Below are 22,465 nucleotides of genomic sequence, written 5' to 3'. Positions count from 1 at the left end.
TCAGCCGAATAGGCTTGGGAAACATCAGCTTAATGGCGCCTAGCCATCTGACTTCTACAGGGCAGATAAAGGCAGCCTTAGGCTTTGCGGTCATGACAGTTTCTCCTGAATAATGATTTTCACATCTTCTGCTGATAAGACTTTGCCGGAAGAGATGACTTCATCGTTTAAAACAAGAGCTGGTGTAGACATCACGCCGTAGGCAGCGATTTGGCTGAAATCAGTGACATGTTCAACAACGGCCTTCGATGCCGTTTCCTCACAGGCCTGCCTGACATTGGCTTCTAAGGCTTGGCATTTCTTGCAGCCGGATCCCAGCACTTTAAAAACGGCAGCACCATTTCCGGCAGCAGTCTTATTGGGGTGCTTGTTTTCTTTTTTGGCAAATAGTGACATTTTTAGACCTCCTAAAAGATGAATGACTGCAGGACATTAAAGACATATCCTACTAAAATAATACCAACAGTGCAAATAAGAACAAAAACAGCTAAGAGCTGAGGTTTGACAGCTTTTTTTAGCATAATGAGTGATGGCAGACTGAGAGTGGTGACAGCCATCATAAAAGACAATACTGTTCCCAGCTGAGCGCCTTTACTCAGCAGGGCTTCAGCAATCGGAATGGAGCCGAAAATATCCGCATACATAGGAATACCAATCAGTGTTGCGAGGATCACACTGAAAGGATTATGGCTGCCAAGTACCTGAGTTACCCAACCTTCTGGTATCCAGTTGTGAATAAGAGCTCCGATGCCAACGCCTGCCAGAATATAGGGAAAGACTTTCTTAAAGGTTTCAGCCACCTGTTCTTTGGCAAAAGACAGTCTGTCATGCTGGGATAAGCTTGCTGCTTCCAAATTGACAGCCTGAGCATTTTTGACGAAATCTTCAACATATTTTTCCATGCCCAGTTTTTCAATAATGGAGCCGCCGACAACAGCAACTATCAGGCCAAAAACAACGTAAATAACAGCAATTTTACCGCCAAAGATACTCATCAGCAGAATTAAGCTTCCCAAATCAACCATCGGTGATGAAATTAAAAAGGAAAAGGTCACACCGACCGGCAGACCGGCACTCGAAAATCCCATAAAAAGAGGAATGGATGAACAAGAGCAAAAAGGTGTTACGGTTCCCAGCAGAGCAGAGATACTATTTGCTGCCAAACCGTCAAAACGGCTTAAAATCTTTCGGCTGCGTTCTGGCGGAAAGTAACTTTGAATATAAGAAATGATAAAAATCAAGACACATAAAAGAATGGTAATCTTGATGACATCGTAAATAAAAAATTGTAAGCTGCCGCCCAGTCTTGACTCTAAGTCAAGGCCGAGCGATGACAGGATTCTGCCGATAAGGCTGTTGAGCCATTTCATACCGAGTAGCTGATCTTGGATAAATGCCCCCATTATTCTGCCTCCATTCCTATTTTACAGATAATATATCAAAAAAATTTGATATATTATGTTCAAATAAAAGTCATACTTAAGATGACTTTCGCTGACAATGGCACATTCTAGAATGGCTGCTGTCAGCAAGGGTTAATTGCTCGAGACGCTCTATGGCATAGCTGGAACCTTGACTATTGATGCTGTAATGTTTCCATTTTCCCTCCTGCCTGCTGCTGACAAGCCCGGACTGACACAAAATTTTCATATGGTAAGAAAGTGCCGACTGGGGAATATCTAAAGCTTCAATCAAGACACAGGCACAGGTTTCCCCGCGCTGTAAATAATCCAATACCTGCAGGCGTTTCTCATCCGCAAGTGCCTTAAAAATTTGAGCATCACGTTTATACTGACTGATTGCAATCACCTCATATCAAAAAATTTTAATGTATTCTTACCTTAAGAATACAGTTTAATAACACTTTTGTCAAAGATTTATCTGAAAAGTCCAGTAAAATAAAAAAACAAAACTCCTTTTGTTGATCCTAACAGCCTGAAAATAAATAATTTTTCATTTTAAAGAAGATTACTGAGTTAAAATGTTATTCTAGGATTTACTCATTATCTTTCATCTCCATATTTTTTGATACTTGACAAAAGACGAAGTGCTTTTGCATTAATCAGCAGCACCAAGCGTGATTACTCATTTTACGTTTTCATAGAAGGAACAGAATCTATGGAAAAGTATTGGCTACGCTTGATTTTAAGGCCAGAAACTATCGCTATGTGGGACAAGAAGGCTTATCAGATAGTCTTTGAGCGCGTGCCAAAGTATTATTTGAAGAAAATCGGTAATTAAAAGAGGGATTTCAGCATAAGTTTAGGTGAAATCCCTTTTTACTTTATCCTTTTAAGAAAAAATGGTTTAATCATCTGCAAATTGATTGCAGTCATTGGCAAAAAGACCGATTAGCCATTATTAAGCCGTTTGACAAAGATATCCAACTTTTGGAAGAAATTATTTCTCTTGCTGGAAGAGCCATTCCATCATGGCGATGGAGCGGTAGGCGTAGTCAAAGCTGGCCATATGGTAGGCTGAGCTGCCGCCCATGCCCGAATTGTCAGCCTCGATACTGCCGGACTTCCAGGAGATGAAGTAGGCCTTATTGCCATTGGCGGTCAGTTTTTTACCTGCTTGGCTCAGCTGATCAGGTGTCCAAGAGCCGTCCCATTGAGCATAGGTATACGATTCATCATCTTTGTCATACATGTCCATGACTTCCTGCATACCAGTCCAGGCATTTTCATCATCTTCTGCGGCGAAATAGACAATGTTTTGACCTTCGAGCCCAGAGAGCTTACTGATGTCCCACTGCCCATCAACAATCATGATGCCTGCATAGAGGTCAGTGTATTGGCTAGCAAGGAGCAAGGTAGTCATGGCTCCCATAGACTGACCAGTACCGTAGATACGGTCAGTATCAACAGCGTACTTTTCGCTCGCATAGTCGATAAAGCGCTTGGTCAACTCGACATATTCAGTCGTTGTATAACTGCCGTGATCATCCAAGATGGTCTCAGGGTAGCTTGGCACGAGAACGATAGCTTCATTGACAGACTGCCAATCATCACTGGCCCAGACGTTAGCTCCCAGACCTTGCGTCAGAGACTTGGTCGCATCATCACCGGTTGTGCTGCTGTCGCCGATGAAGACAACGGTCGGATACTCTTTGTTTTCATCGTAATCTTCTGGCAGGTAAACATTGTAAGTGATGGTTTTACCGGTCTCTTCATCAGTGTAGTCAACTTGCTTGAATTTAGACGTTGTATCACTAATGAGAGCATCTTCGTCTTCAGCCAAAGCATTGTTGACTTGACCGATACTAGATTTAGCTGTTGATGAGGTGGTAGTTTTTGTAGTGGAACTTGACTGGTTAGAGCTGTTGGTTGACCTAAAGGTAAAAAATCCAACGGCTAAAAGGATAACTAGAATGAAGGTGATCAGGGGGATTAAAAGTTTTTTCATAATAATAACCTCATTTCCTTGTGGATAGGCTTAGTTTACGGTAAACTATACTAAAAAAATATAGTTTAAACTAAGATTTTAGAGGATTTATGAAAACTTTAAGCAATTATTTTGCACTGGGAACACGGATGACTTTCAAAAAGGGAGACATCTGACGAAGGCGGCAGCACTAAAGCTATTTACCTTCTTGCCTCTGGGACTTGTGCTTTGCTGTCGAGTTCTTTTAGCGGCCGGGAAAAAGTCTATGCTTATCATTCAGGACCAAAGGTGATTAATTTTGCGCCGTTGCTGCACCATCAGCTGGTCAAAACCGATGTTTTCTGGTCTTCTTTCAGTATTCAGGCGCGTACGGTCTGTGAGGTTTACCGGGTGAGCCATCAAGTCTTTAAGAATCTCCTTACTGATAATGACTTTTTGAAAATTGTAACCCAGACTTTGACGGAAAATAATATTAACCTCATCCAGCACTTTAAAAGCCTGATGGACGAGCCTGTTGCTTTACGTTATTGTCGCTTTTTGCTGGAGCACAGCAAGCTTATCAACGGTCGCTATGAACTGCCCAAGTTCTTCAAATATCAGGAAATCGCTGATTACCTCGCTATTCATCCGGTCACAGTCGCCAAGCTAACTAAGACTCTGGCGATTCAAAATATTCTGAGCAAATCAGGTCAACAAATCATCATTCGAGACCACCAAGCTTTGACCAGGCTCTTAGCTGATCAGGATGATTTTGATTATTAAAACATTAGAGAGTAGGATAAAAATCGGTAAATCATGGTAAAATTACCCTATCTGTCATGGTCGCGCTAATATTGTTAGGATATTTTACTGCTTCAACGTTAAACTTTTATGTATCAGCATTTAAATGGTAGTTATCTTAATGCTTAAACAGCGGCTGGCTCAGGTGGAAGCTAAAATCTTTGATATCCACTAATCCCACCACGCTGTCGCTTTGATACAGTTGGATTAGAAAATCAGCTATCTCTTTAGCAGTGTGGTATTGCTTGAAATGTTGATCGTAATCATAGGTGCTGGAGTTTGTTGCAACTTGCCCAAATTTGGTCTTGGTTGCAGCCGGAGCAAGCACCTTTGCCCGCAGTTTACGGTGCTGGCTTTTCATCTCTAGGGCCAGTCCTTCGGTGAAGGCACTGACATAAAATTTTGCAGCACAATAAGTTACAGCATCTTTTACAAGCATATATCCTCCGCGAGAAGATATGTTGATTAGCTGGCTGCCCTCAATATTCTGATAATCCCTGACATATAAAGTTGATAAGACTGTTAAGGCTTCAATATTTAGATGAATCATAGCAGAAATTTTGTCAAGGTTAACATTTGCGAGACTATTATAATCGCCAAATCCAGCATTATTTATCCAAACAGAGATATGATAATTCTTTAAGTCTTCGTATAATTGATAGACGTTATCTGAGATACCTAGGTCAACGCTTTTGACAACAATATCCAGGTCGGGATAGGTATGCAGAATTTCTTGCTTCAGCTCCTCTAATAAGTCTTTTCGTCTGGCTACCAGAATGAGATGGAATCTGAGATGCGCAAAAGCTTTGGCGGACGCTCGTCCGATGCCGGAACTAGCGCCGGTGATGCAAACGTATTGATTAAGTTTGGCTGTCATTATTAAGTTCCTCCTTTTTAAGATAGCTTCATTATAATTTCTAGAGTTAACTCTAGGTCAAGGAGAAAAAGAAAAAATGAACTATTCAATTGGAGAAATGTCAGCATTAACAAATCTTAGCATCCATACGTTAAGATATTATGAAAAGGAAGGTCTGTTGTTTCCAAAGAGAAATGATGGAAATAGACGTTATTACGACGAAAACGATTATAGATGGATTCAGTTTATTCAGCGGTTAAAAAAAGTAGGCATGCCCATCAAAGACATCAAAACCTATTCAGACCTTCGTTTACAAGGTGACACCACCTATTATGAAAGACTCGTATTGTTGGAATCCCACTTAAAATTATTGGACGGCAATATTTCAGAATTACTGGAAAACAGGGAGAAGCTGATTGAAAAGATTGCGTATTATAAAGAAGAGATACAAAAAATAGCAGACTAAAAATCTAACCAGACAGCAAGTAGATAGGACATGTTTTTAGCAGCAAAAAAGCCTAGAAACGTTTATTTGAAGACTGAAAATGCTTATTTTCTATAATAATCACTGTCTGATTTTCATTGGGAGCAAGTTTAGTTGTTTAGAATAACAGCGAATAGTTTCGGCGATACTCTCAACGAAGGGAATTTACTATTATGGGGAAATCCCCTATATTATTATGATAGGAGAAAAAATGGATCAATTTATCTACTATACATTGACAACTGATAAAGATTTATTTCTTCATTTTTGGCATCAAGATACATATGCTAAGTTTTCGTTTCGAGAAGATCGAACACAATTCTTAGATAAACTCTCTTGGCTAACAGCGAATCAATCTCTTTATAAAATTTCTTATCGAGGCAGTCATGTGGAAAAGCCCTTGATAATCGCCGTACGAACTTTAGCTGGCAAGGACTTGTCGGATGATGAGGTTGTAGCAAAATTGTCTGAGCTGCAATCTTTGGACGGTGCGCCTAGTAAGCGACTAGGGCAGGTTTTAGGGGAGTATTCTAAACAATATTATGAAAACTACCTTGAACTCTTGGCGCAGCCGCTCTTGTTGGATATTGAAACCTTTGATGGCCGTATTTACCATAATCGTTTTGACAGGCTTGAAATTCAAGCTCAATTGACACCTGCCGAAACACCGCAGGAATATTTGAAACATCTAGAAATGTTATTTCTGACACCGGCTTTTCAAAAAGTTTTTCAGCAAAAAACCTATCTTCTGGAAACATTTGCAGGACATTTTCACATTCCAGTTAATGCAACGACTACGGATGCGCAATTGACAGAGTCCTTTTACACTCGAGGAAAGCTCCGCGATGTCAATTCTGTCTTTATCCCGCCTAAGTACCTTCCCTTTACTTATTTTCTGAAGGGAAATCTGGAGAAATTGTATCATACTTATCAGAAACGACAGCCCAAAACGGCTATCAGAAAGGCATTTGGAAAAGACGGTGCACTAACACCGCTGGGAGATTTTATCATTTCTTCAGGCGCATCGGCGCCAATGGGATTTCAAATTAAAGGGTATAATCCTAAGAAGTCCTGGACGAGTCAAGTCAAACCCTTACGTTTTGAAAAGGCTATTCGACTTGATCTAACCCATATTCAAGCCAGAATAATGAAAGAAGTGGTTGCTGACAGCTATTTTCGGGAAGCTTTAGGTCAGGTTTTGGAGAAATGGCAGAGCTGTCCAGATAAACGCCCTGCCTTAAATCGCTTACTGTACCCTATCCAAGGCAGCATGGACACTCCTTTTACTCATGATTTGCATACACCGAACTATGCTTACAGTATGCGTTTTACGCATAATTTAGTATTAGTTGGTCTTCTGACGACTTTAAGTGAAGAAGGTATGAGGCCCATCAGTCTGAACAATGAAGTGATTTTCCTAGAGGTAACTCATTTTCAAAAAGATCGATTTGAACAGTATCTGCAAGTGCTTGATACCTTTTATGATTATCGCATCATTGAAAATCTCATTATTAAGGATACGAATAATTATACTTATTTTGATCCGCGTGAGGGCGACTATGTTTTCCGAGGGGCTTCTTTTAATCATCATGAGGGTGCGGATGTGACAACAAATATGGATACACCACCAATCGTTGATTCTATTTTACAGAAGATGGTTAAAGAACAAGGGGATGTTCGAGAGGATTTGGTCGAAACTTCTCTCCAATCATTTTTAGAAACAGCTAATTTTAGCACGATAAAAGAATACCTCATGGTACCGCTATTCCCACTAAAAAATCGCTATCAATATCTTTATAAAGGAAATAACTGCCACGAGATACAATCAGCACAGGCTTATTTTGCCTCCCAATCTCATCAGGCCTGGCATTACAAGCAATTCTATTCAAGTAAAGGAAAAGAGGTTGACAATCACATGCAGGATTTTCTGATCAGATATAGTCTTCCGATTCACAAGGATTGGAAAGAAGTTGCTGGCAGTCAAAAAAACTTGGAACCTATGGAGGCGTTTGCCTTGGAGAAAGTGGATATTGGGTATTACAGTGAGTTGATTCGTAAGGAAATAGCTTTATGGATATAAAAAGGACCAGCCCTTTCATTGGGCTGGTCCTCAGTATGAGTCTGAATAACGGTATTAGTCAAGAATAGCAAAGCCGCCTGTCCAAGACACTTTTTCAGACACTGCAAAAGTAAGTTGGAGGAAGCCGGTTGCTTCCAATTCACGGGCACGTTTCAAACTGCCAGCATCAATGATACGCAAACCAGAACCTTCGAGTGCAGCGGTGAAAGTTGCTTTAGCATCGGCATCATCACCGGCAACTAGAACTGTTGTATCAACGGTATCCGCTACTTTTTTAGTTGCCAAATGCGCTGCAAATGTTGTATTAAAAGCTTTCAAGACTTTTGTATTTGGCAATTCTTTAGCAATCTCAGCAGCTGCGGAACCATCAGCAGGGACAACAAGACTATCAAATGTTGAAAAATCAAGTGGATTTGTGATGTCAACAAGAATTTTACCTGCCAAAGCATCGGCATAGTTCTTAGTGATTTCTGCAACCGCAGGATATGGAACAGCCAGAATGACGATGTCGCCGAGGTTAGCATCTGTCTCATGGCCAATCAATGAAACGGTGTTGCCCGCTTCCTCATAACGTGCTTTGAGAGCCTGAGCCATGTTACCTTTACCGAAAATAGAAATAGCAGCCATAATAAAAACTCCTTTAAAACTGAAATTTATAACTTGTTTTTTTCAAGTTACACCATTATAATAAACCTAAGAAATCTTATCGGCAAGTACGCACTTTAAAGTTTTCTAGTTACTTTTGGGTACCAAATGTCTTAAATAGCTTATTGACGATAATAATTTTTTTGGAGGATTTTATGATGACTGAAAATCAACCAGTTTGTCCGGTAGAGACAACCTTATCTTTAGTCGGCAATAAATGGATTGTGTTAATTTTGCGCGATCTTTTTAAGAGAACTATGCGTTTTGGTGAATTGAAAAAATCTCTGGCGCCGATTAGTCAAAAAGTTCTGACTCAGCAGTTGAGACAAATGGAAGCCAATGGCTTGGTGAATCGTAAAGTCTATGCAGAAGTGCCTCCTCGGGTAGAATACTCTTTGACTGATCTAGGTTGGACCTTGAAACCTATTATTGACAGCATGTCTGATTGGGGAAATTGGTATAACGAGAGAATTAGCTGAGGTAAGAAATTGTCACATTTATCATTTTTTCAATCGCTTGATTTTGACAATGCTTTAGAAGTAGTGACCCGAATTTTTCAGCGGTTTCCTTTACAATACGGGACAACATTAGGGTTGGATGGGCATCCGCAGATTCGTCCCTTGGAGTTTAAGTTTGAAAAGGATGGTGTTCTTTATTTTGATACGGTCACGTTTTATACCTCTTACAAGGAAATGCTGGTGCACCCTTATGTGCAGTTGTGTATCTGTGACCAAGAGACCATGACCTATCTGCGCTTAGGTGGAAGGGTAAACTTTACCACTGACAAAGAGATTATCAATCGTTGTTTTGAGGCTAGTCCGGTTCTCACATCACAATTTGACAAGCGTCGTGATTTTGTCGTTGCTTACTATCTGACTGAAGCATGGGCAGAATTTGCTTCTTTTTCACCCGAATTACCAACTAAGCATTATGAGCTGCCAAATAAATATGATTACTAAAAAAAGACTTTGAAGGTTACGGACATCATCCCTCAAAGTCTTTTTAGTGTGTTTGGTATTGTTGTCTGTATTCAGATGGTGTATAACCAACTTTTTTGCGAAAAACAGTGTAAAAATAGGAGAGATTGGAATAGCCGCAGCTCTTTGCAATATCAGCGATTGCTTCGCTGCTGAATAATAATCTTTTCTGTGCTTCACCTAATCTACAGCTCACAATATAGTTATTGACGGTGTAGCCAATGTATTTTTTAAATTGTCTTGATAAATGATAGATGCTAATATGAAAGGCTGTGGAGAGCAGATCTAAAGATAAGTTTTCCTTAAAATGCTGATCAATGTAATTTTTTATTTCTTTTATAATATTTTCATGTTTATTAATGGATTTTATACGAAAGTCTTTGGTTTCATAAAGAATAATCTGAAGAGCAGAACACATAAGTACGTTAGCAAGTTCTTCATTAACGCCATTATTACCCATGACCTCATTTAATATCTTTCTAAAAAGAAGGCTCAAGAGTTCTTGGTGTTTTTCAGAAGTGATGACAGGGGATGTTTCAGAACTTAATAAGTTATTAGCTGGCATTCCTTCAATTTGTAAACCGCTAATATTGATACAAATTTGTTCCACGGGATAAGCGAGATTATTTTTCTCAGCATGAGGAACCCCTTGATTTTTGATGACAAAATCGCCAGCTTTGGCTTCGTATACTTTGCCATCAATATAGAGACCGCATTTTCCAGATAAAATATAGGAGATTTCTACACTATCTTTGTGAGTATGCATCTTAAATGACCAATTCAGCTCATTTTTGGCTTGAATGTAATGGATATTGGTTATATAGGGATTTCCTGGGACAGATATTGGAAAATTTTGATGAAAATTATAAGTAAACATAGTACCCTCCTCACGCTAAGTATAGTCTTCTTTTCGATTAAAAGCAAGATTTGAAACAAGGTGTTAGAGCTTTTATTTTATAAAAGCTTTTAATAAAAGCTTTTGAAAAGGCTAACAAAAAAATGTCAGCAAATAATTGGAATAGAAATCCTGCAAAAATTGCAATATACTATAATCAAGAAATAAAGAGGAGTTTGATTATGGGGAATCAAGATTTTAAAGCAATCGCTCAACAAATACTGAATGGGATTGGTGGGTCTACTAATATTACAAATGTGACTCATTGTATGACCCGATTACGTTTTAATTTGAAAGACGAAAATTTAGCTAACGACGAAAAGATTAAGGCTATTGATGGTGTTATTGGTGTGAACAAACAGTCAGGACAATACCAAATCATTATCGGACAAACAGTGGATAAGATTTTTGCCGCATTTACAGAGCTTGCTGGTTTTACTGTTACTGAAACGACCAATAGTTCAGAAAAAGCAAAAGAAAAATTAACATTTAAAATGGCTTTTACAAAAGTGTTAGACTATCTTTCGGGAAGTATGACCCCCCTCATACCAGCTATGATTACAGCAGCAATGTTTAAAACTATCCAAGTAGTAGTTGGACCAGACCTGCTCAACATTGTCAGTTCAAAGAGTGACTTGTATCTCTTGTGTGGATTTTTATACAGTGCTTTTTTCTACTTTCTTCCGATTTTTCTGGGCTTTACAGCAGCTAAGAAATTGGGAGTCAATCAGGTCATGGGGCTTTATATTGGGGCTTTGCTAGTAGTTCCGGAGTTAATTCAGTTAGATGGCAAAGCATTTATGATTTACGGTTTTATTCCAACGACTATTCATAATTACTCTCAGACTGTAATCCCAGCAGTATTGAGTGTTTGGATTATGTCCTATGTTGAAAGAGGATTTAAGAAAATTATTCCAGCTGTATTATCAACGATTTTTGTGCCCTTTTTAACGATGTTAGTGATGACACCACTTATCTTAACTCTGCTTGCTCCTATTGGAAACATTTTAGGAACATGGATTGGTGATGGGCTGATTGCTTTTGGAAATGTTGGCGGCTTCCTAGCCGTTGCAGTTGTCGCTGCGCTGTGGGAATTACTTGTCATGACAGGTATGCATATGGTGTTGATTACCTTTGCATTGACAGGATTAATGACAAATGGTGTTGATAATTTTGTCATGGTAGCAGCCGTTCTTGCAACTTGGGCAACCTTTGGTTTAGCTTTCGGTGCAGCTTTGCGTATCAAGGATAAAGAAGAAAAAGCACTGACCTTTGGATATGTTGTTAGTGGTATTGTAGGAGGGGTGACAGAACCAACAATTTACGGAGTCATGCTCAAATACAAACGGACGATTGTGACACTAGCAATCGGTGGTGGCTTAGCAGGTGTGTATGCAGGCCTAACTCAGGTTGGTCTTTATGTTGCCGGTGCATCTAACTTTCTCAGTGTAGTTGGTTACTTTGCGGGCGGAACGAACAATATCATCAATGGATTCATTGCCACGGTCATTGCTTTTTTCGGCACAGCTCTTTTGACCTATTTCTTTGGGTTTGAAAAGGAAGTGACAGTGATCTCTGGGAATGTGGATTCAATAGTTATCAATAGTCCTCTTTCTGGGACAGTCATTCCATTGAATGAGGTAAAAGATGAGGTATTTGCGTCGGGTGCTATGGGGCAAGGTATTGCCATTAAGCCATCGAAAGGACAGGTTATTGCACCAGCAGATGCAGAAGTAACTTTGCTTTTTCCAACAGGGCATGCAATTGGATTGAAAACAGTAACGGGTGCTGAGATTCTCATTCATATTGGTATGGATACAGTTACTCTGAATGGTCAAGGATTTACGACACATGTCATAGTTGGTGATAAAGTTAAAGCTGGTCAAGTTTTGATTAATTTTGACATGAAGGTTATTTCGGAAGCAGGTCTGTCAGCAGTAACTCCAATCATTGTAACAAATGCCAATGACTTTTCGGAAACTTCTCTGACAATTGAAACAGACGTAGCTCAAAACGATTTCTTAATGGAACTAGTGAAGTAAAGGAGCGATATGGTTAAAAAACTTTTATTACGTGCAGATGACCTTGGCTACTCTGAGTCAATTAATTATGGGATTGAAAAGTCTATTAAAGATGGGCTTATTCGCAGTCTTGGGGTCATGGTTAATATGCCTGCAACTCAGCATGGTGTTGATTTGATTAAGGATTATGATATTGCACTTGGTGTTCATACTAACATTTGTGCTGAAAAACCTTTAACAGATCCTAGTCTAATTCAGAGTTTGGTGGATGAGAATGGTTATTTCAAATCATCTAAGGTTTATCGTTCTAGCCAAGAAGATTTTGTGGTTTTTGATGAAGTTGTTTTAGAAATTGAAGCGCAGTATCACAAATTTATTGATTTGTTCGGGTGTCAGCCGGATTATTTTGAAGGTCATGCTGTTGCATCAACCAATTTTTTCAAGGGGCTGGAATATGTGGCAGACAAATACAATCTAAAATATTCGGGTTTTCCCGTAGGAAACAGAGATTTACAAATAGGTGACAGCTTGGTTCAGTTTAATATGGAATCTATGTTACCCAACTATAATCCATTTGATATGATCAAACGGATGGTTGAAAAAGCTGATGATAAAGTGGTTCAATTAGCGATTTTTCATCCAGGTTATCTGGATGATTATATCTTGACACATTCGAGTTTAACAGTGCCGCGTACTAAAGAAGTAACGGTTCTGATTGATACTGATTTAAAAAACTATCTACACCATAAAGATGTAACTTTGCTTGATTATCGAGATTTATAAGCAATAGCTACAGATTATTATGTGACCCTTGGCAAATAAGAAGGGGAAATTAAAATGATTGACAATAGTATTATGTATTTAGTTGAAACAACAGTTGAGGAAAAGGACTTCCCTGCCTTGAAAGAACTCATTGACAAAAAAGTGAAAAAGAAGCCTTAGCATTGCTAGAGCCTCTCTTTTTATATCTTCGAATTTCTTAAATTTATTTCACTAGAAATGTAGTCATTCGGCTGATTTTTATTGCAATCTACTGAAAATTTATCTTTCAAAAATCGCATAAAATCAAGTTTTTTCGTCTCAACTGACGTGTAGTGAATGCCTACTTAACTTCAGTAAGGCTGAAGTAATCTAAATTTAGCCTCTTATAAACATCATTAAATCAAGGTTTATAAATCATCTGATTTTTCTTTTTAGAAAAGGAAGAGAAAAAAGTAGAGATGAAATTAGCTTGTAAGTTTAGATATTTTATCAAGATAATGATCAACTGATTCAAATTTCTTTTCAGGTGCTAATTCTGCATATAAATTCATTGTAGTGGTAATAGATTTATGTCCCATTCTTCTAACTTGTAACTCTTTCCAGTTAGTTCCTACATTAAGCATAAGTGAGGCGTGGGTATGTCTAAAAAGATGAAAGCCATAATCAGGTAAACCTAATTCTGAAAGTCTTCTTTTTAAAGTTGTTCTTTCATTTCTATCACACATATAGTTTCCGTATATTGTAGGAAAGATTAAATCAGTTGTTGGTAACTGATGCTTTTCAAAATAAGTATCCATTTCATTATGAAAATCAATTAAATGTGTCAAAATGATAGGTGGCACAGGAACTCTCCTATACCCAGAGTCAGTTTTAGGAGTATTTTTACAAACAACTTGACCTTTGATTCCCAATTTTCTATTTGCCTGTTTCCACATAAGCGTTTTTGACACAATAATTTCATGCGTTGCAAAATCCAAATCTTTAGTAGTCAAGGCTAATAGCTCATTGATACGAAGAGCAGAGGCTAATAGGGTGTCACAAATGATTTTAAAGCATCTATTTGCTCTTGTGTTAGGTAAGGTATCTAAATATGCCAGCCATATTGCTAATTCTTTATCATGAAGTACCATAACGAGCTTCTTTTGCGCTTTTGGTTTTGGTGGGATTTTAACTGTTTTAGCAGGATTTGAGGTCAAGCCAAAATTCGTTACCCCAAAATCAAAAATATCACTAACTTTATGGATAATAGCTCCAAAATCTTTAGCACTTCCTTTAGGAGCTCGTCGATTTCCATTGTTAACAGATTTCTGCGCTTTTTGAGCTAATTCATTTACCCAGAGTTGAATTTCAGCAGATTCAATTTTATCTGGTTTATAATCGCCAAATTTAGGGAGAATGTAAGTGTCAATATACCCTCTTACTCGATTTAGAGTGTTTTGTGATGTTACCCATGTTTGAAAACTACTATACCAGATTTCAACAAGGTCACTAAAACGGTCAATTTCCAATTTCTTCTTTTTGGTAGACCCCTTAGCCTCAAAATCTAACTTTGCTTGTATAAGTCTCCTGTCCAAAGCTTTCAAAGTTTTAGCAGTAATTGTTGTTGTGACTTGCTTACCCGTTTTTTCATCTATTCCCAGATAAGCCCCTTTAAGAGAGTAGCTAATATCACCATTTTTCTTGGTTTTCTTGATAATATTTTTATTGTTGCGTTTAATTGTTTCTGTTTTCATTTTGCCTCCTTCGTACCGGATAATCACGAATTAGGCTAAAAAATAGACTTTTCCTCCTTTTATAGGATAAGTCTATTTTAGCTTATTTCTTAGTGAGTTAGAAATTGAAGATTTGTACCAAAAAGCGCAATACATCGTGAATACTCAAGACCTATTAGATAAAAAGAGTTGATATAATTCAAAGTATATACAAAATGATACTTTTGTGATATAATGCTTAAAAAGAGGAGGTGGCATTATGCAACTAACAGTTAATAAATGGGGGAACAGTTCAGCTATACGTCTTCCAAAACAATTAGTACAGCAACTACAATTACATACCAACGATATTCTTGATTATGAAGTGTCAGGGAACAAGATTATTCTTAAAAAGGCAACGACAGTCCCAGAATTAACAGTTGATGATCTTTTCAAAGATTATCAGGGTGAGCCAGTTTCTGTAACGCCATTCATTTTTGAAAGTGTTGGTAATGAGCAATGGTAAGTATCAAGCAAGGGACTATTATTAAAATTAACCTTGACCCTAAACAAGGTCATGAACAAAAAGGCTATCGTCCTTATATTTGCTTAAGCCATAGCGTTGTTACGAAGTATTCTAACATTGCTATTTTTGCCCCTATCAGCAATACCAAAAGAGATTACCCCTTTTATGTTCTTCTGAAAGATACCGAAACAACAGGTAAAGTTTTACTCGACCAGTTGGTGACGATAGATTTCAATGCTAGAGACTATCGGTATATCGAAAATGTTTCAGATGGGTTATTGAGTAGCTTGTTAGCTCGTGTGAAAGTATTGTTTGAAAAGGGGTAATTATATATAAAAAAGATTTCAGTAAGTAGTCACTGAAATCTTTTTTATAGTCAATTATTGTGTTTTGAAAAAATTATGTTCTTTAAACTCATAATAACTAGTACTAATGTAATTCCCCATCCAATCCGAGTGGCTAATAATAGATTGTTTGACCAAAGATTTAAACAGGTTGATCCAACTGCTGAACCAGCTGAAATGGCAACATTTTGTACCATTCGCTGTAAAGCTCCCGTGCTGCCTTGCATCTCCATAGGACTAGCTTGCATAATACTAGCAATATTGGCAGGCTGAAAGTATCCTCCGCCAATACCATAAATAAACAATCCTAAAGTTAAGAAGAAATAAGGCCAGTTAGGAGTGAGAAATAGGAGGAAAAGCAAAGAAACAATAATAATTCCGAGACCTAAATGGCTAAAGGCTTTATTTTTGCTGCCGTCATTGTACTTCCCTGATAATCTTGAAAAGATTACTAATCCTGCTGGTGCGCCTAGCACAAGAAAGCCAGTCTGCCCCACTCCTAAATGATATAACTGTTCAAAAATAAAGGGAGGCAGTAAAAATATCATTGCAGAAGCAAAACCAAAGGCGACCGTTTGAAAAAAATAGGAGATTACTTGTGGGTTGTTTTTTAATCCCTCAACATCAACAAGTGCCTGTTTATTCCTAAATTCCACATGGTAAAAGATGATTCCGAGGAACAGGCCGGATATGATTAAGATAAGACTAACTACTAACAGATTAGATTTACTTAACAAAGACAATCCTAATAAAAGGCAAACTAGTGCGGTAGCATTGACTACTGTTCCAAGAGTATCTAATGTCCGTTTACTAGTCTCTTCGGAGACCTTGTTAAGAAGGTAGTGATTGCATATTATTGCGAGGATTGCAAAAGGAACATTTAGCCAAAAGATAAAGCGCCAGAGATTTAAAGAAAGTAATATACCTCCTAAAGACGGGCCAAGGACAGGCCCTAAGCCAATCATAACGCCTAAAATGCTGATAGAGCTGTTTTGGCTTTCTTCAGAGACTAAAGTAGTAATCAGAGCTGCTGAAGTAGCTTGCAAGGCCGCCGCTCCTATTCCTTGAATAATCCGTCCGATAATAAGCCATTCTACACTATTAGCAAACCCACAAAATAGTGAACTCAGTCCAAAAAGTACAAATCCTAAGTAGGAAATCTTTAACTTTCCAAATTTATCGCTTAATACCCCTAAAGGCAGGATAGAGCTAGCTAATGCTAAAGTATAGCCGGTTATTGTAAACGATGCAATGTTAGTTGTCGTTTGGAATTCTCCCGTCAGAAAAGATAGGGCGACATTGATGATGCCCGTGTCTAAAGTGGAAAGCAGCATCCCCATACCTGCAATAACTGTTATCAATGAATCTTGTAAACTTCTGTTCATATTTACCTCCTTCAACGCTGTTTATGATACAATGAAAACAACCAATAATCAATCATTCCTAGAAATATCGAATCGTTTGGAGGGATAACATTTGGCTATTACAGTTCAATTTAGTAATTATGCTCGGAAAACAGACGAAACATTGACGCAAAGAATACAATTTGTCTATTCTCCGCTCAATGAATTGTTTAGAAGTTTACATGTCTTATTAAATCCCCGTCACCATGGTACAAATATTGATTGGGTCATTGAGATACAAGACAGATTGACAGACGATTTCTATGAGAACCTTCACTATTTTCAACTCTTTTATGAACTCGGTGTTTCTCCTATCTTGCTTTGCGATTTTCGCTATCATGCAACAACGATTGAAGAAGAGATACAAAATCTAAAGAAATTTCTTAGTGACTTGCCTGCTGCTCAGCTAATTGAGCATTTGGAAAAAGTAACCAGTGACCGAGAAAATTCCTTCATTCCGACATTAGCAAAAGGACTGGAGTGGAAGGATTTCTCATTGAGTAACGATAAGCAGCTGCTTAAGGATTTAAAAAAGGATGCTTCTGATGTCTACCAACGACTTTTCTCCTTTATCGATTGGTATAGACGAGAAATATTTGATAATACTTGGAAAGAGAAAGCCATTCAGCAGAAACTGCTAGATGAAATTCAGAAGCAATCTTCTTTTTTAAGAAGAAACGGTTTAATCGAAATGTTTAATCATTTACAGGTTGACCGCATCCATTGGAAAGAGGATGAGCTGGTCATTATTAAGCCGTTTGATCAAGAAATCCAGCTAAAGGACAGTGACACTATCATGTTATTACCAAGTTATTTTATTTGGCCTCACCTCTTTGTTGAAACTTTCGACCGAGGGCTTGCCATTACTTATGATATTACTGAGCAGTCAAGTTACTATAACGCCACACCGGAAAATTTGATTACTATTTTTAAAGCTTTAAGTGATCCTGTCCGCTTACAAATTATGAATTATGTCATTGATAAACCCAGTACAACAAAATCTTTGGCTCAAATTTTATTAATGAGTAATTCCAGCGTGTCCAGACATCTGCAAATTTTAAAGGAAGCAAAATTACTAACCACTAAAAAAGCGAAAAAATTCGTCCTTTATGAGCCAACACAGCTCGTTACACAACTAATGCCAAACTTTTACCAATTCTTTAAGAATTGAAGCTTTACTCATTAAAAAGGTGGTGAATTACTATATCAATGTCACAAATTATTTCGGTTTTATCAGCTAATCGTTTTCTAACTCAAATTGAGATTGAAAGAATTCTAGGGCATTCTTTGTCGAAAAATGAAGTTACTTTTTTAAAAGCTAGTCCTGAAATAGTCTTATTTAACTTCTACGGGCAGGTTTATTATAAATTAAATAATAATGTCTCCATCACAAAGCAAGGAAGACTAGCCATTGAAAAACTAGCCAGACGTCCTCAAGCAATTAAGCTTGGCCAAGCACGAACATGTTTACACCATTTGGCAGGAAAAGCAGGAGTTACAATATTTGAGTGGTTTATTCAAAATAAATTAATGAAACAAGAATCCCCTATTAACTACTCTTTAACTCAAGCAGGAAGTAATGCTATGCAGCAATGGCTGGGCTATCAGCCCAATTCTAATATAAAATTATGTTTAGATTTTTCTGAAAGAAAATTTCATATTGGCGGAGCATTAGGAGAAAAGATATTAGAAAAACTAATTCATGAAGGAAAATGTCAATTAACTCAAAATAGACAGATTGTTTTAAAAACTGACTTAAATAATCTAATGACGGATTTTTATAAGTAAATCTCTATCAATTTTTAGTTGAATTTATTACTTGTTGTAGAAGTGTTATATTGTGTTAAGAATTTACTTTTTGATTTTTAATCAATAAAAAACACTCTAGTTTTGTACCGACCCTGTACTGACCCCGAAAAGTTGGACAAGAAATATTATTGAAAGGATTTAATTCTGTATTGTACAGGACTAAGTCCTTTTAATTTTGTTTTGATTTGTTTGTTGTTGCAGTAATCGATGTAGTTTGAAATAGCTTGTTTCAATTGGTCAATCGTTTTAAAAGTGGATTCGTAACCATAAAACATCTCAGTCTTCAAACTCCCAAAGTAAATGGATTTCAATGGAGTTTCTAAAGTATTTTTATTTGCTGTAGCTGATATCAAAGCTTTTAAATTTATGGGAATGTTGTATTTTAATCTCAACATGATATAATATCTTTACTATTAATATAGTAGGGTAATCATTGTAATATTCAACGGTAGTATTATGTCCGAGAGGAAGTTTTAATGTATTTAATTAACTTTATCAAAAGGATGTCGCGGAAATCAAATATCCCTGTTCTTATCTATTTAGCGCTTAATGTGTTTATTATTGCTATCATTATCCAAGTAATGTTTAGTGATAGTCAAATAAACTTTATACAATCTTTCTTTTTGGCTTTAGCCTTGTATGCTGTATCAATGTTCATTGCCTTGTCACCAATAGGAGAATGGATTCTTAGACTGCAAACGGGTTGTAAACCCATTAAGAGAGTTGAATATAGTAATTACATTGAACCTCTTTTTCAAGAAGTCTACACTAAGGCAAGAGCTATGGACACTTCAATTCCTGAGGATATTCAACTATTTATGAATGAAGACGAAGCTCCAAATGCTTTTGCAACCGGTCGCAAAACGATTTGCATTACTGAAGGGTTATTATCTGTTCCAGAAAGTCAAATCAAGGCAATTCTTGCACACGAATTTGGACATTTGGCACATAAAGATACGGATTTGATCCTTGTCGTTTCTGTTGGGAATATGATTATTTCAGGTATAATCATATTCATCAGATTGGCTATTGATTTATTTCATTTTATTTTTCACACGATATCATCATTAGCTGGCGGCCAAGAAGGCGCAATTGTCGCTCTTATTTCAACGATTTATCATTTATTAATAACAGCAGTGGTAGTTAGTCTGACTAAACTATGGACTTGGATTGGCATTCTATTTGTAATGAAATCCAGTAGAGCAAATGAATATGAAGCTGATGAATTTGCTTACCGTCTTGGTTATGGTAATGATCTTTGTATTCTTTTGGATACTATTGATGCTTCAGGAGCACAGGGGCTTTTTGCTTCTTTATCTAGTAGTCATCCCTCAAAAAATGACCGCATTGCTAGACTGCAGAATCTTGGAGCAACTTATCAAAGAAACTTTAAGTAGTTTGCTTTAAAAGTTAATGGGGGAATGGCTTGTCTTACAACAAACAGCTTTACCTTGCGGTTTAGTTATTTTTGCTGAAATAATCACTTGATTATCTTAATCAGTTAAAATTCAGTTATTTTGCAAAAATCAAAATAAAAAAGCCTTTGAAACATTAATTTCAAGGGCTTTCTGTATGTTGTCTTATTTTACTTCCGTAAAAATCACGTGTTTGCGCAATTTTGGTGAGTATTTTTTTAATTGCAGACGGTCTGGGGTGTTGCGTTTGTTTTTTGAAGTAAGGTACAAGCGTTCACCAGATTCTTTGTGTTCAAGTGTAATATTTACGCGCATGGTATCTCCCTTCTAATTATTCCGCAGCCTTAGCTTTGGCGATTTTACGTCCTTTGTAGTATCCTTTGAGGGATACACGGTGAGAACGTGAGTAATCTCCGGTAGTTTCGTCAAATTTCACAGCTGGAGCTGTCAAATTGTAATGTGTGCGGCGTTTGTTTTTTTTCGCTTTTGACGTGCGACGTGCAGGTACTGCCATTTTTTCTTTCCTCCATAAGATATAAAGGGCTCTTTAGCCCGTATTCATTTTTTGGGTTAATATGACTTGCGTCAACTTTAACAGTATATCAAAAGATTTTTGTAAAGTAAAGTTACTTGACAGTTTTTTTAGAAAAAAGCTCTGCTATCTTCCAAAAATAGCTTAAAAAATGGTAAAATAGATAAGAATTTTATCTGTATAGAAAGGAAGGACAAGAGGCAAAAAGCCTTTGTGTTGGACTTAAACACAGGCTGAGCGCTGGGCGAAAAAGATAAGGTGTCTGGGAAATCAGGATTTCTGCCGCCTTTCTATTTTGGCTGAGGCTTGCTGCCTTTTGTATCATAAAATATGAAACTTCAAAAACCTAAGGGAACGCAGGATATTTTGCCTAAAGAAACCGCCAGATGGCAGTATGTGGAGAATTTTGCGCGTGAAACCTTTAAGAAGTATCACTACGGTGAGATTAGGACACCGATGTTTGAGCACTATGAAGTCATCAGCCGCTCTGTTGGTGATACGACTGATATTGTAACCAAGGAAATGTATGATTTCCACGATAAGGGGGACCGTCACATCACCCTTCGTCCGGAAGGCACTGCTCCGGTTGTGCGCTCTTATGTGGAAAATAAGCTGTTCGCACCAGAAGTTCAAAAACCTGTGAAAGTATTTTATATTGGCTCCATGTTTCGCTATGAACGCCCTCAGGCCGGCCGCCTGCGGGAATTTCACCAGATTGGTGTAGAGTGTTTTGGTTCCAGTAATCCGGCGACTGATGTGGAAACCATTGCCATGGCCTATCAGCTGTTTGCTGAGCTGGGGATTAAGGATGTTGTTTTGCACCTTAACAGTCTGGGTAATAGCGAGAGCCGCAAAGCCTATCGGCAGGCCTTGATTGATTATCTGACACCGATGAAAGACAGTCTTTCTAAGGATTCTCAGCGCCGTTTGGAAGAAAATCCGCTGCGCGTGCTGGATTCTAAGGAAAAAGAAGACAAGGCTGCTGTTGAAAATGCTCCTTCCATTCTGGATTACTTGGATGAGGAATCGCAGGAGCACTTTGCGGCAGTGCGGGAGATGCTTGAAGCGCTTGGGATTCCGTATATCATTGATACCAACATGGTGCGCGGACTGGATTACTATAACCATACGATTTTTGAATTTATCACGACCGTTGATAAATCTGAACTGACCATCTGTGCGGGCGGGCGCTATGATGGCTTGGTTGAATATTTTGGCGGTCCTGCAACAGCTGGTTTTGGCTTTGGACTTGGCTTGGAACGTTTGCTTTTGGTTCTTGAAAAACAAGGCATTAAGCTGCCGCTGGATGACAGCTTAGATGTGTATGTAGCTGTTCTTGGAAGCAGTGTTAATGCTAAAGCATTGGAGCTTGTTCAAGCACTGCGTGAACAAGGTTTTGCTGCGGAGCGTGATTATCTTGGCCGTAAAATTAAGGCTCAGTTTAAGTCAGCGGATGCTTTTAAGGCGAAAACGGTTATTACGCTTGGCGAAAGTGAAGTTGAAACCGGCCAGGTAACCATTAAAAATAATCGGACGCGGGAAGAGCTGACGGTCAGCTTTGATGCGATTAAAACGGACTTTGCATCTATTTTTGACCAATTGAACTAAAGCAAAGAGACTTGTCCCAAAAACAGACCCGCTGCCGGAAGCCTGTCAGTAGGTGCCGGCAGTCAAAAATATGTTTAAAGAGAAGCTCAGCCATTCTTAAAAATAATGAAAAACTCCTCCTATTGAACCGCACCCCAAAAGTTAGACGTAAAATCTAACGATTGGGGTGCTATTTTTATGAAATTAAGCTATGAAAGCAAGATTCAAATCTATGAGTTACGACAAATCGGAGAGTCAATTAAATCCTTAT

The 22,465-nt window shown here is 37.9% G+C and carries 24 protein-coding genes and 3 pseudogenes; 15 read left to right on the top strand and 12 right to left on the bottom strand.

All coding sequences use genetic code 11. The features are described from left to right. Positions 1–90 precede the first annotated feature (90 nt). The 4 genes from BMI76_RS09745 to BMI76_RS09730 all read right to left on the bottom strand — a co-directional run bounded on the left by BMI76_RS09745 (position 91) and on the right by BMI76_RS09730 (position 3,408). Entirely contained in the window at positions 91–396 is a 306-nt protein-coding gene (locus BMI76_RS09745; protein WP_075347374.1) for a thioredoxin family protein, read from the bottom strand. A gap of 11 nt (positions 397–407) precedes the next feature. After that, the gene (locus BMI76_RS09740; RefSeq protein WP_075347373.1) at positions 408–1,403 is read right to left on the bottom strand and encodes a permease; all 996 of its coding nucleotides are present in this window, start codon (positions 1,401–1,403) and stop codon (positions 408–410) included. Positions 1,404–1,479: 76 nt separating this feature from the next. After that, entirely contained in the window at positions 1,480–1,809 is a 330-nt protein-coding gene (locus BMI76_RS09735; protein WP_083623749.1) for a helix-turn-helix transcriptional regulator, read from the bottom strand. 591 nt (positions 1,810–2,400) lie between these two features. Beyond that, entirely contained in the window at positions 2,401–3,408 is a 1,008-nt protein-coding gene (locus BMI76_RS09730) for an alpha/beta hydrolase-fold protein (RefSeq protein WP_075347372.1), read from the bottom strand. A gap of 168 nt (positions 3,409–3,576) precedes the next feature. Between BMI76_RS09730 and BMI76_RS11000 the strand changes: the two are divergent. Both BMI76_RS11000 and BMI76_RS10995 read left to right on the top strand, forming a co-directional pair. Further along, positions 3,577–3,801: pseudogene (locus BMI76_RS11000) on the top strand (Crp/Fnr family transcriptional regulator); the annotation flags it as partial. A gap of 87 nt (positions 3,802–3,888) precedes the next feature. Beyond that, positions 3,889–4,149, top strand: coding sequence for a helix-turn-helix domain-containing protein (locus BMI76_RS10995; RefSeq protein WP_374057274.1), 261 nt, complete (start codon positions 3,889–3,891; stop codon positions 4,147–4,149). 136 nt (positions 4,150–4,285) lie between these two features. On the opposite strand, the gene BMI76_RS09720 is transcribed toward BMI76_RS10995, so the two are convergent. Continuing rightward, the gene (locus BMI76_RS09720; protein WP_075347370.1) at positions 4,286–5,044 is read right to left on the bottom strand and encodes an SDR family oxidoreductase; all 759 of its coding nucleotides are present in this window, start codon (positions 5,042–5,044) and stop codon (positions 4,286–4,288) included. A 76-nt stretch (positions 5,045–5,120) separates the two neighbouring features. Here BMI76_RS09720 and BMI76_RS09715 point away from each other — a divergent pair, with 76 nt between their 5' ends. Both BMI76_RS09715 and BMI76_RS09710 read left to right on the top strand, forming a co-directional pair. Further along, complete coding sequence (locus tag BMI76_RS09715) at positions 5,121–5,489, top strand: MerR family transcriptional regulator (RefSeq protein WP_075347369.1); 369 nt, start codon at positions 5,121–5,123, stop codon at positions 5,487–5,489. Between the two features lie 229 nt (positions 5,490–5,718). Then, positions 5,719–7,587, top strand: a complete 1,869-nt coding sequence (locus tag BMI76_RS09710; protein ID WP_075347368.1) for a hypothetical protein — start codon at positions 5,719–5,721, stop codon at positions 7,585–7,587. A 54-nt stretch (positions 7,588–7,641) separates the two neighbouring features. Here BMI76_RS09710 and BMI76_RS09705 read toward each other — a convergent pair whose 3' ends face one another. Next, positions 7,642–8,214, bottom strand: coding sequence for an NADPH-dependent F420 reductase (locus BMI76_RS09705; protein ID WP_075347367.1), 573 nt, complete (start codon positions 8,212–8,214; stop codon positions 7,642–7,644). A 176-nt stretch (positions 8,215–8,390) separates the two neighbouring features. On the opposite strand from BMI76_RS09705, the gene BMI76_RS09700 reads away from it, so the two are divergent. Both BMI76_RS09700 and BMI76_RS09695 read left to right on the top strand, forming a co-directional pair. Continuing rightward, positions 8,391–8,711, top strand: coding sequence for a helix-turn-helix domain-containing protein (locus BMI76_RS09700; RefSeq protein ID WP_075347394.1), 321 nt, complete (start codon positions 8,391–8,393; stop codon positions 8,709–8,711). A gap of 9 nt (positions 8,712–8,720) precedes the next feature. Beyond that, positions 8,721–9,191: a pyridoxamine 5'-phosphate oxidase family protein gene (locus BMI76_RS09695; RefSeq protein WP_075347366.1), complete on the top strand. Its 471-nt coding sequence runs from the start codon at positions 8,721–8,723 to the stop codon at positions 9,189–9,191. Positions 9,192–9,234: 43 nt separating this feature from the next. Here BMI76_RS09695 and BMI76_RS09690 read toward each other — a convergent pair whose 3' ends face one another. Next, positions 9,235–10,086 carry an AraC family transcriptional regulator gene (locus BMI76_RS09690; RefSeq protein ID WP_075347365.1) on the bottom strand — a complete coding sequence of 284 codons (852 nt, stop codon included), beginning with the start codon at positions 10,084–10,086 and terminating at the stop codon, positions 9,235–9,237. Positions 10,087–10,286: 200 nt separating this feature from the next. Between BMI76_RS09690 and BMI76_RS09685 the strand changes: the two genes are divergently transcribed. Beyond that, a complete protein-coding gene (locus BMI76_RS09685) occupies positions 10,287–12,146 on the top strand; it encodes a glucose PTS transporter subunit IIA (RefSeq protein WP_075347364.1) in 1,860 nt (619 codons plus the stop codon). A gap of 9 nt (positions 12,147–12,155) precedes the next feature. Further along, entirely contained in the window at positions 12,156–12,908 is a 753-nt protein-coding gene (locus BMI76_RS09680; protein ID WP_075347363.1) for a ChbG/HpnK family deacetylase, read from the top strand. 443 nt (positions 12,909–13,351) lie between these two features. Here BMI76_RS09680 and BMI76_RS09675 read toward each other — a convergent pair whose 3' ends face one another. Next, positions 13,352–14,620 carry a site-specific integrase gene (locus BMI76_RS09675; RefSeq protein ID WP_075347362.1) on the bottom strand — a complete coding sequence of 423 codons (1,269 nt, stop codon included), beginning with the start codon at positions 14,618–14,620 and terminating at the stop codon, positions 13,352–13,354. A gap of 238 nt (positions 14,621–14,858) precedes the next feature. Here BMI76_RS09675 and BMI76_RS09670 point away from each other — a divergent pair, with 238 nt between their 5' ends. Together BMI76_RS09670 and BMI76_RS09665 are read left to right on the top strand one after the other, a co-directional pair. Further along, a complete protein-coding gene (locus tag BMI76_RS09670) occupies positions 14,859–15,104 on the top strand; it encodes an AbrB/MazE/SpoVT family DNA-binding domain-containing protein (RefSeq protein WP_003089974.1) in 246 nt (81 codons plus the stop codon). Beyond that, positions 15,098–15,430 carry a type II toxin-antitoxin system PemK/MazF family toxin gene (locus tag BMI76_RS09665; RefSeq protein WP_075347361.1) on the top strand — a complete coding sequence of 111 codons (333 nt, stop codon included), beginning with the start codon at positions 15,098–15,100 and terminating at the stop codon, positions 15,428–15,430. Before BMI76_RS09670 ends, BMI76_RS09665 begins: the two co-directional genes overlap by 7 nt. A 50-nt stretch (positions 15,431–15,480) precedes the next feature. On the opposite strand, the gene BMI76_RS09660 is transcribed toward BMI76_RS09665, so the two are convergent. Then, complete coding sequence (locus tag BMI76_RS09660; protein ID WP_075347360.1) at positions 15,481–16,833, bottom strand: MFS transporter; 1,353 nt, start codon at positions 16,831–16,833, stop codon at positions 15,481–15,483. 91 nt (positions 16,834–16,924) lie between these two features. Between BMI76_RS09660 and BMI76_RS09655 the strand changes: the two genes are divergently transcribed. From BMI76_RS09655 to BMI76_RS09650, 3 genes and pseudogenes are all read left to right on the top strand, one after another. Beyond that, entirely contained in the window at positions 16,925–18,022 is a 1,098-nt protein-coding gene (locus BMI76_RS09655; RefSeq protein WP_075347359.1) for a DUF5937 family protein, read from the top strand. 26 nt (positions 18,023–18,048) lie between these two features. Beyond that, positions 18,049–18,359: pseudogene (locus tag BMI76_RS10955) on the top strand (hypothetical protein). A gap of 22 nt (positions 18,360–18,381) precedes the next feature. Beyond that, positions 18,382–18,639, top strand: coding sequence for a transcriptional regulator (locus tag BMI76_RS09650; protein WP_075347393.1), 258 nt, complete (start codon positions 18,382–18,384; stop codon positions 18,637–18,639). Positions 18,640–18,785: 146 nt separating this feature from the next. Here BMI76_RS09650 and BMI76_RS10570 read toward each other — a convergent pair. Further along, positions 18,786–18,956: pseudogene (locus tag BMI76_RS10570) on the bottom strand (IS3 family transposase); the annotation flags it as partial. 180 nt (positions 18,957–19,136) lie between these two features. Between BMI76_RS10570 and BMI76_RS09640 the strand changes: the two are divergent. After that, on the top strand, positions 19,137–20,057 hold the full coding sequence (locus BMI76_RS09640) for a M48 family metalloprotease (RefSeq protein ID WP_075347357.1): 921 nt from the start codon (positions 19,137–19,139) through the stop codon (positions 20,055–20,057). A 183-nt stretch (positions 20,058–20,240) separates the two neighbouring features. Here BMI76_RS09640 and rpmG read toward each other — a convergent pair whose 3' ends face one another. Together rpmG and rpmF are read right to left on the bottom strand one after the other, a co-directional pair. Then, on the bottom strand, positions 20,241–20,390 hold the full coding sequence (gene rpmG / locus BMI76_RS09635; RefSeq protein WP_002262412.1) for a 50S ribosomal protein L33: 150 nt from the start codon (positions 20,388–20,390) through the stop codon (positions 20,241–20,243). A 16-nt stretch (positions 20,391–20,406) separates the two neighbouring features. Beyond that, positions 20,407–20,589, bottom strand: a complete 183-nt coding sequence (rpmF, locus tag BMI76_RS09630) for a 50S ribosomal protein L32 (protein WP_075347356.1) — start codon at positions 20,587–20,589, stop codon at positions 20,407–20,409. Between the two features lie 348 nt (positions 20,590–20,937). Here rpmF and hisS point away from each other — a divergent pair, with 348 nt between their 5' ends. Next, entirely contained in the window at positions 20,938–22,215 is a 1,278-nt protein-coding gene (gene hisS / locus BMI76_RS09625) for a histidine--tRNA ligase (RefSeq protein WP_075347355.1), read from the top strand. Positions 22,216–22,465: the final 250 nt, after the last annotated feature.

This window comes from Streptococcus sp. 'caviae' (genome assembly GCF_001937065.1).
Taxonomy (GTDB): Bacteria; Bacillota; Bacilli; order Lactobacillales; family Streptococcaceae; genus Streptococcus.
This window is presented reverse-complemented; position numbering and strand designations above follow the sequence as displayed.

Excerpts from the sequence above, each read along its gene's own strand:
- BMI76_RS09745 (WP_075347374.1), bottom strand. The coding sequence starts at position 396 with ATGTCACTATTTGCCAAAAAAGAAAACAAGCACCCCAATAAGACTGCT.
- BMI76_RS09740 (WP_075347373.1), bottom strand. The coding sequence starts at position 1,403 with ATGGGGGCATTTATCCAAGATCAGCTACTCGGTATGAAATGGCTCAAC.
- BMI76_RS09730 (WP_075347372.1), bottom strand. The coding sequence starts at position 3,408 with ATGAAAAAACTTTTAATCCCCCTGATCACCTTCATTCTAGTTATCCTT.
- BMI76_RS10995 (WP_374057274.1), top strand. The coding sequence starts at position 3,889 with ATGGACGAGCCTGTTGCTTTACGTTATTGTCGCTTTTTGCTGGAGCAC.
- BMI76_RS09720 (WP_075347370.1), bottom strand. The coding sequence starts at position 5,044 with ATGACAGCCAAACTTAATCAATACGTTTGCATCACCGGCGCTAGTTCC.
- BMI76_RS09715 (WP_075347369.1), top strand. The coding sequence starts at position 5,121 with ATGAACTATTCAATTGGAGAAATGTCAGCATTAACAAATCTTAGCATC.
- BMI76_RS09710 (WP_075347368.1), top strand. The coding sequence starts at position 5,719 with ATGGATCAATTTATCTACTATACATTGACAACTGATAAAGATTTATTT.
- BMI76_RS09705 (WP_075347367.1), bottom strand. The coding sequence starts at position 8,214 with ATGGCTGCTATTTCTATTTTCGGTAAAGGTAACATGGCTCAGGCTCTC.
- BMI76_RS09700 (WP_075347394.1), top strand. The coding sequence starts at position 8,391 with ATGACTGAAAATCAACCAGTTTGTCCGGTAGAGACAACCTTATCTTTA.
- BMI76_RS09690 (WP_075347365.1), bottom strand. The coding sequence starts at position 10,086 with ATGTTTACTTATAATTTTCATCAAAATTTTCCAATATCTGTCCCAGGA.
- BMI76_RS09685 (WP_075347364.1), top strand. The coding sequence starts at position 10,287 with ATGGGGAATCAAGATTTTAAAGCAATCGCTCAACAAATACTGAATGGG.
- BMI76_RS09680 (WP_075347363.1), top strand. The coding sequence starts at position 12,156 with ATGGTTAAAAAACTTTTATTACGTGCAGATGACCTTGGCTACTCTGAG.
- BMI76_RS09675 (WP_075347362.1), bottom strand. The coding sequence starts at position 14,620 with ATGAAAACAGAAACAATTAAACGCAACAATAAAAATATTATCAAGAAA.
- BMI76_RS09670 (WP_003089974.1), top strand. The coding sequence starts at position 14,859 with ATGCAACTAACAGTTAATAAATGGGGGAACAGTTCAGCTATACGTCTT.
- BMI76_RS09665 (WP_075347361.1), top strand. The coding sequence starts at position 15,098 with ATGGTAAGTATCAAGCAAGGGACTATTATTAAAATTAACCTTGACCCT.
- BMI76_RS09660 (WP_075347360.1), bottom strand. The coding sequence starts at position 16,833 with ATGAACAGAAGTTTACAAGATTCATTGATAACAGTTATTGCAGGTATG.
- BMI76_RS09650 (WP_075347393.1), top strand. The coding sequence starts at position 18,382 with ATGAAACAAGAATCCCCTATTAACTACTCTTTAACTCAAGCAGGAAGT.
- BMI76_RS09640 (WP_075347357.1), top strand. The coding sequence starts at position 19,137 with ATGTATTTAATTAACTTTATCAAAAGGATGTCGCGGAAATCAAATATC.
- rpmG (WP_002262412.1), bottom strand. The coding sequence starts at position 20,390 with ATGCGCGTAAATATTACACTTGAACACAAAGAATCTGGTGAACGCTTG.
- rpmF (WP_075347356.1), bottom strand. The coding sequence starts at position 20,589 with ATGGCAGTACCTGCACGTCGCACGTCAAAAGCGAAAAAAAACAAACGC.
- hisS (WP_075347355.1), top strand. The coding sequence starts at position 20,938 with ATGAAACTTCAAAAACCTAAGGGAACGCAGGATATTTTGCCTAAAGAA.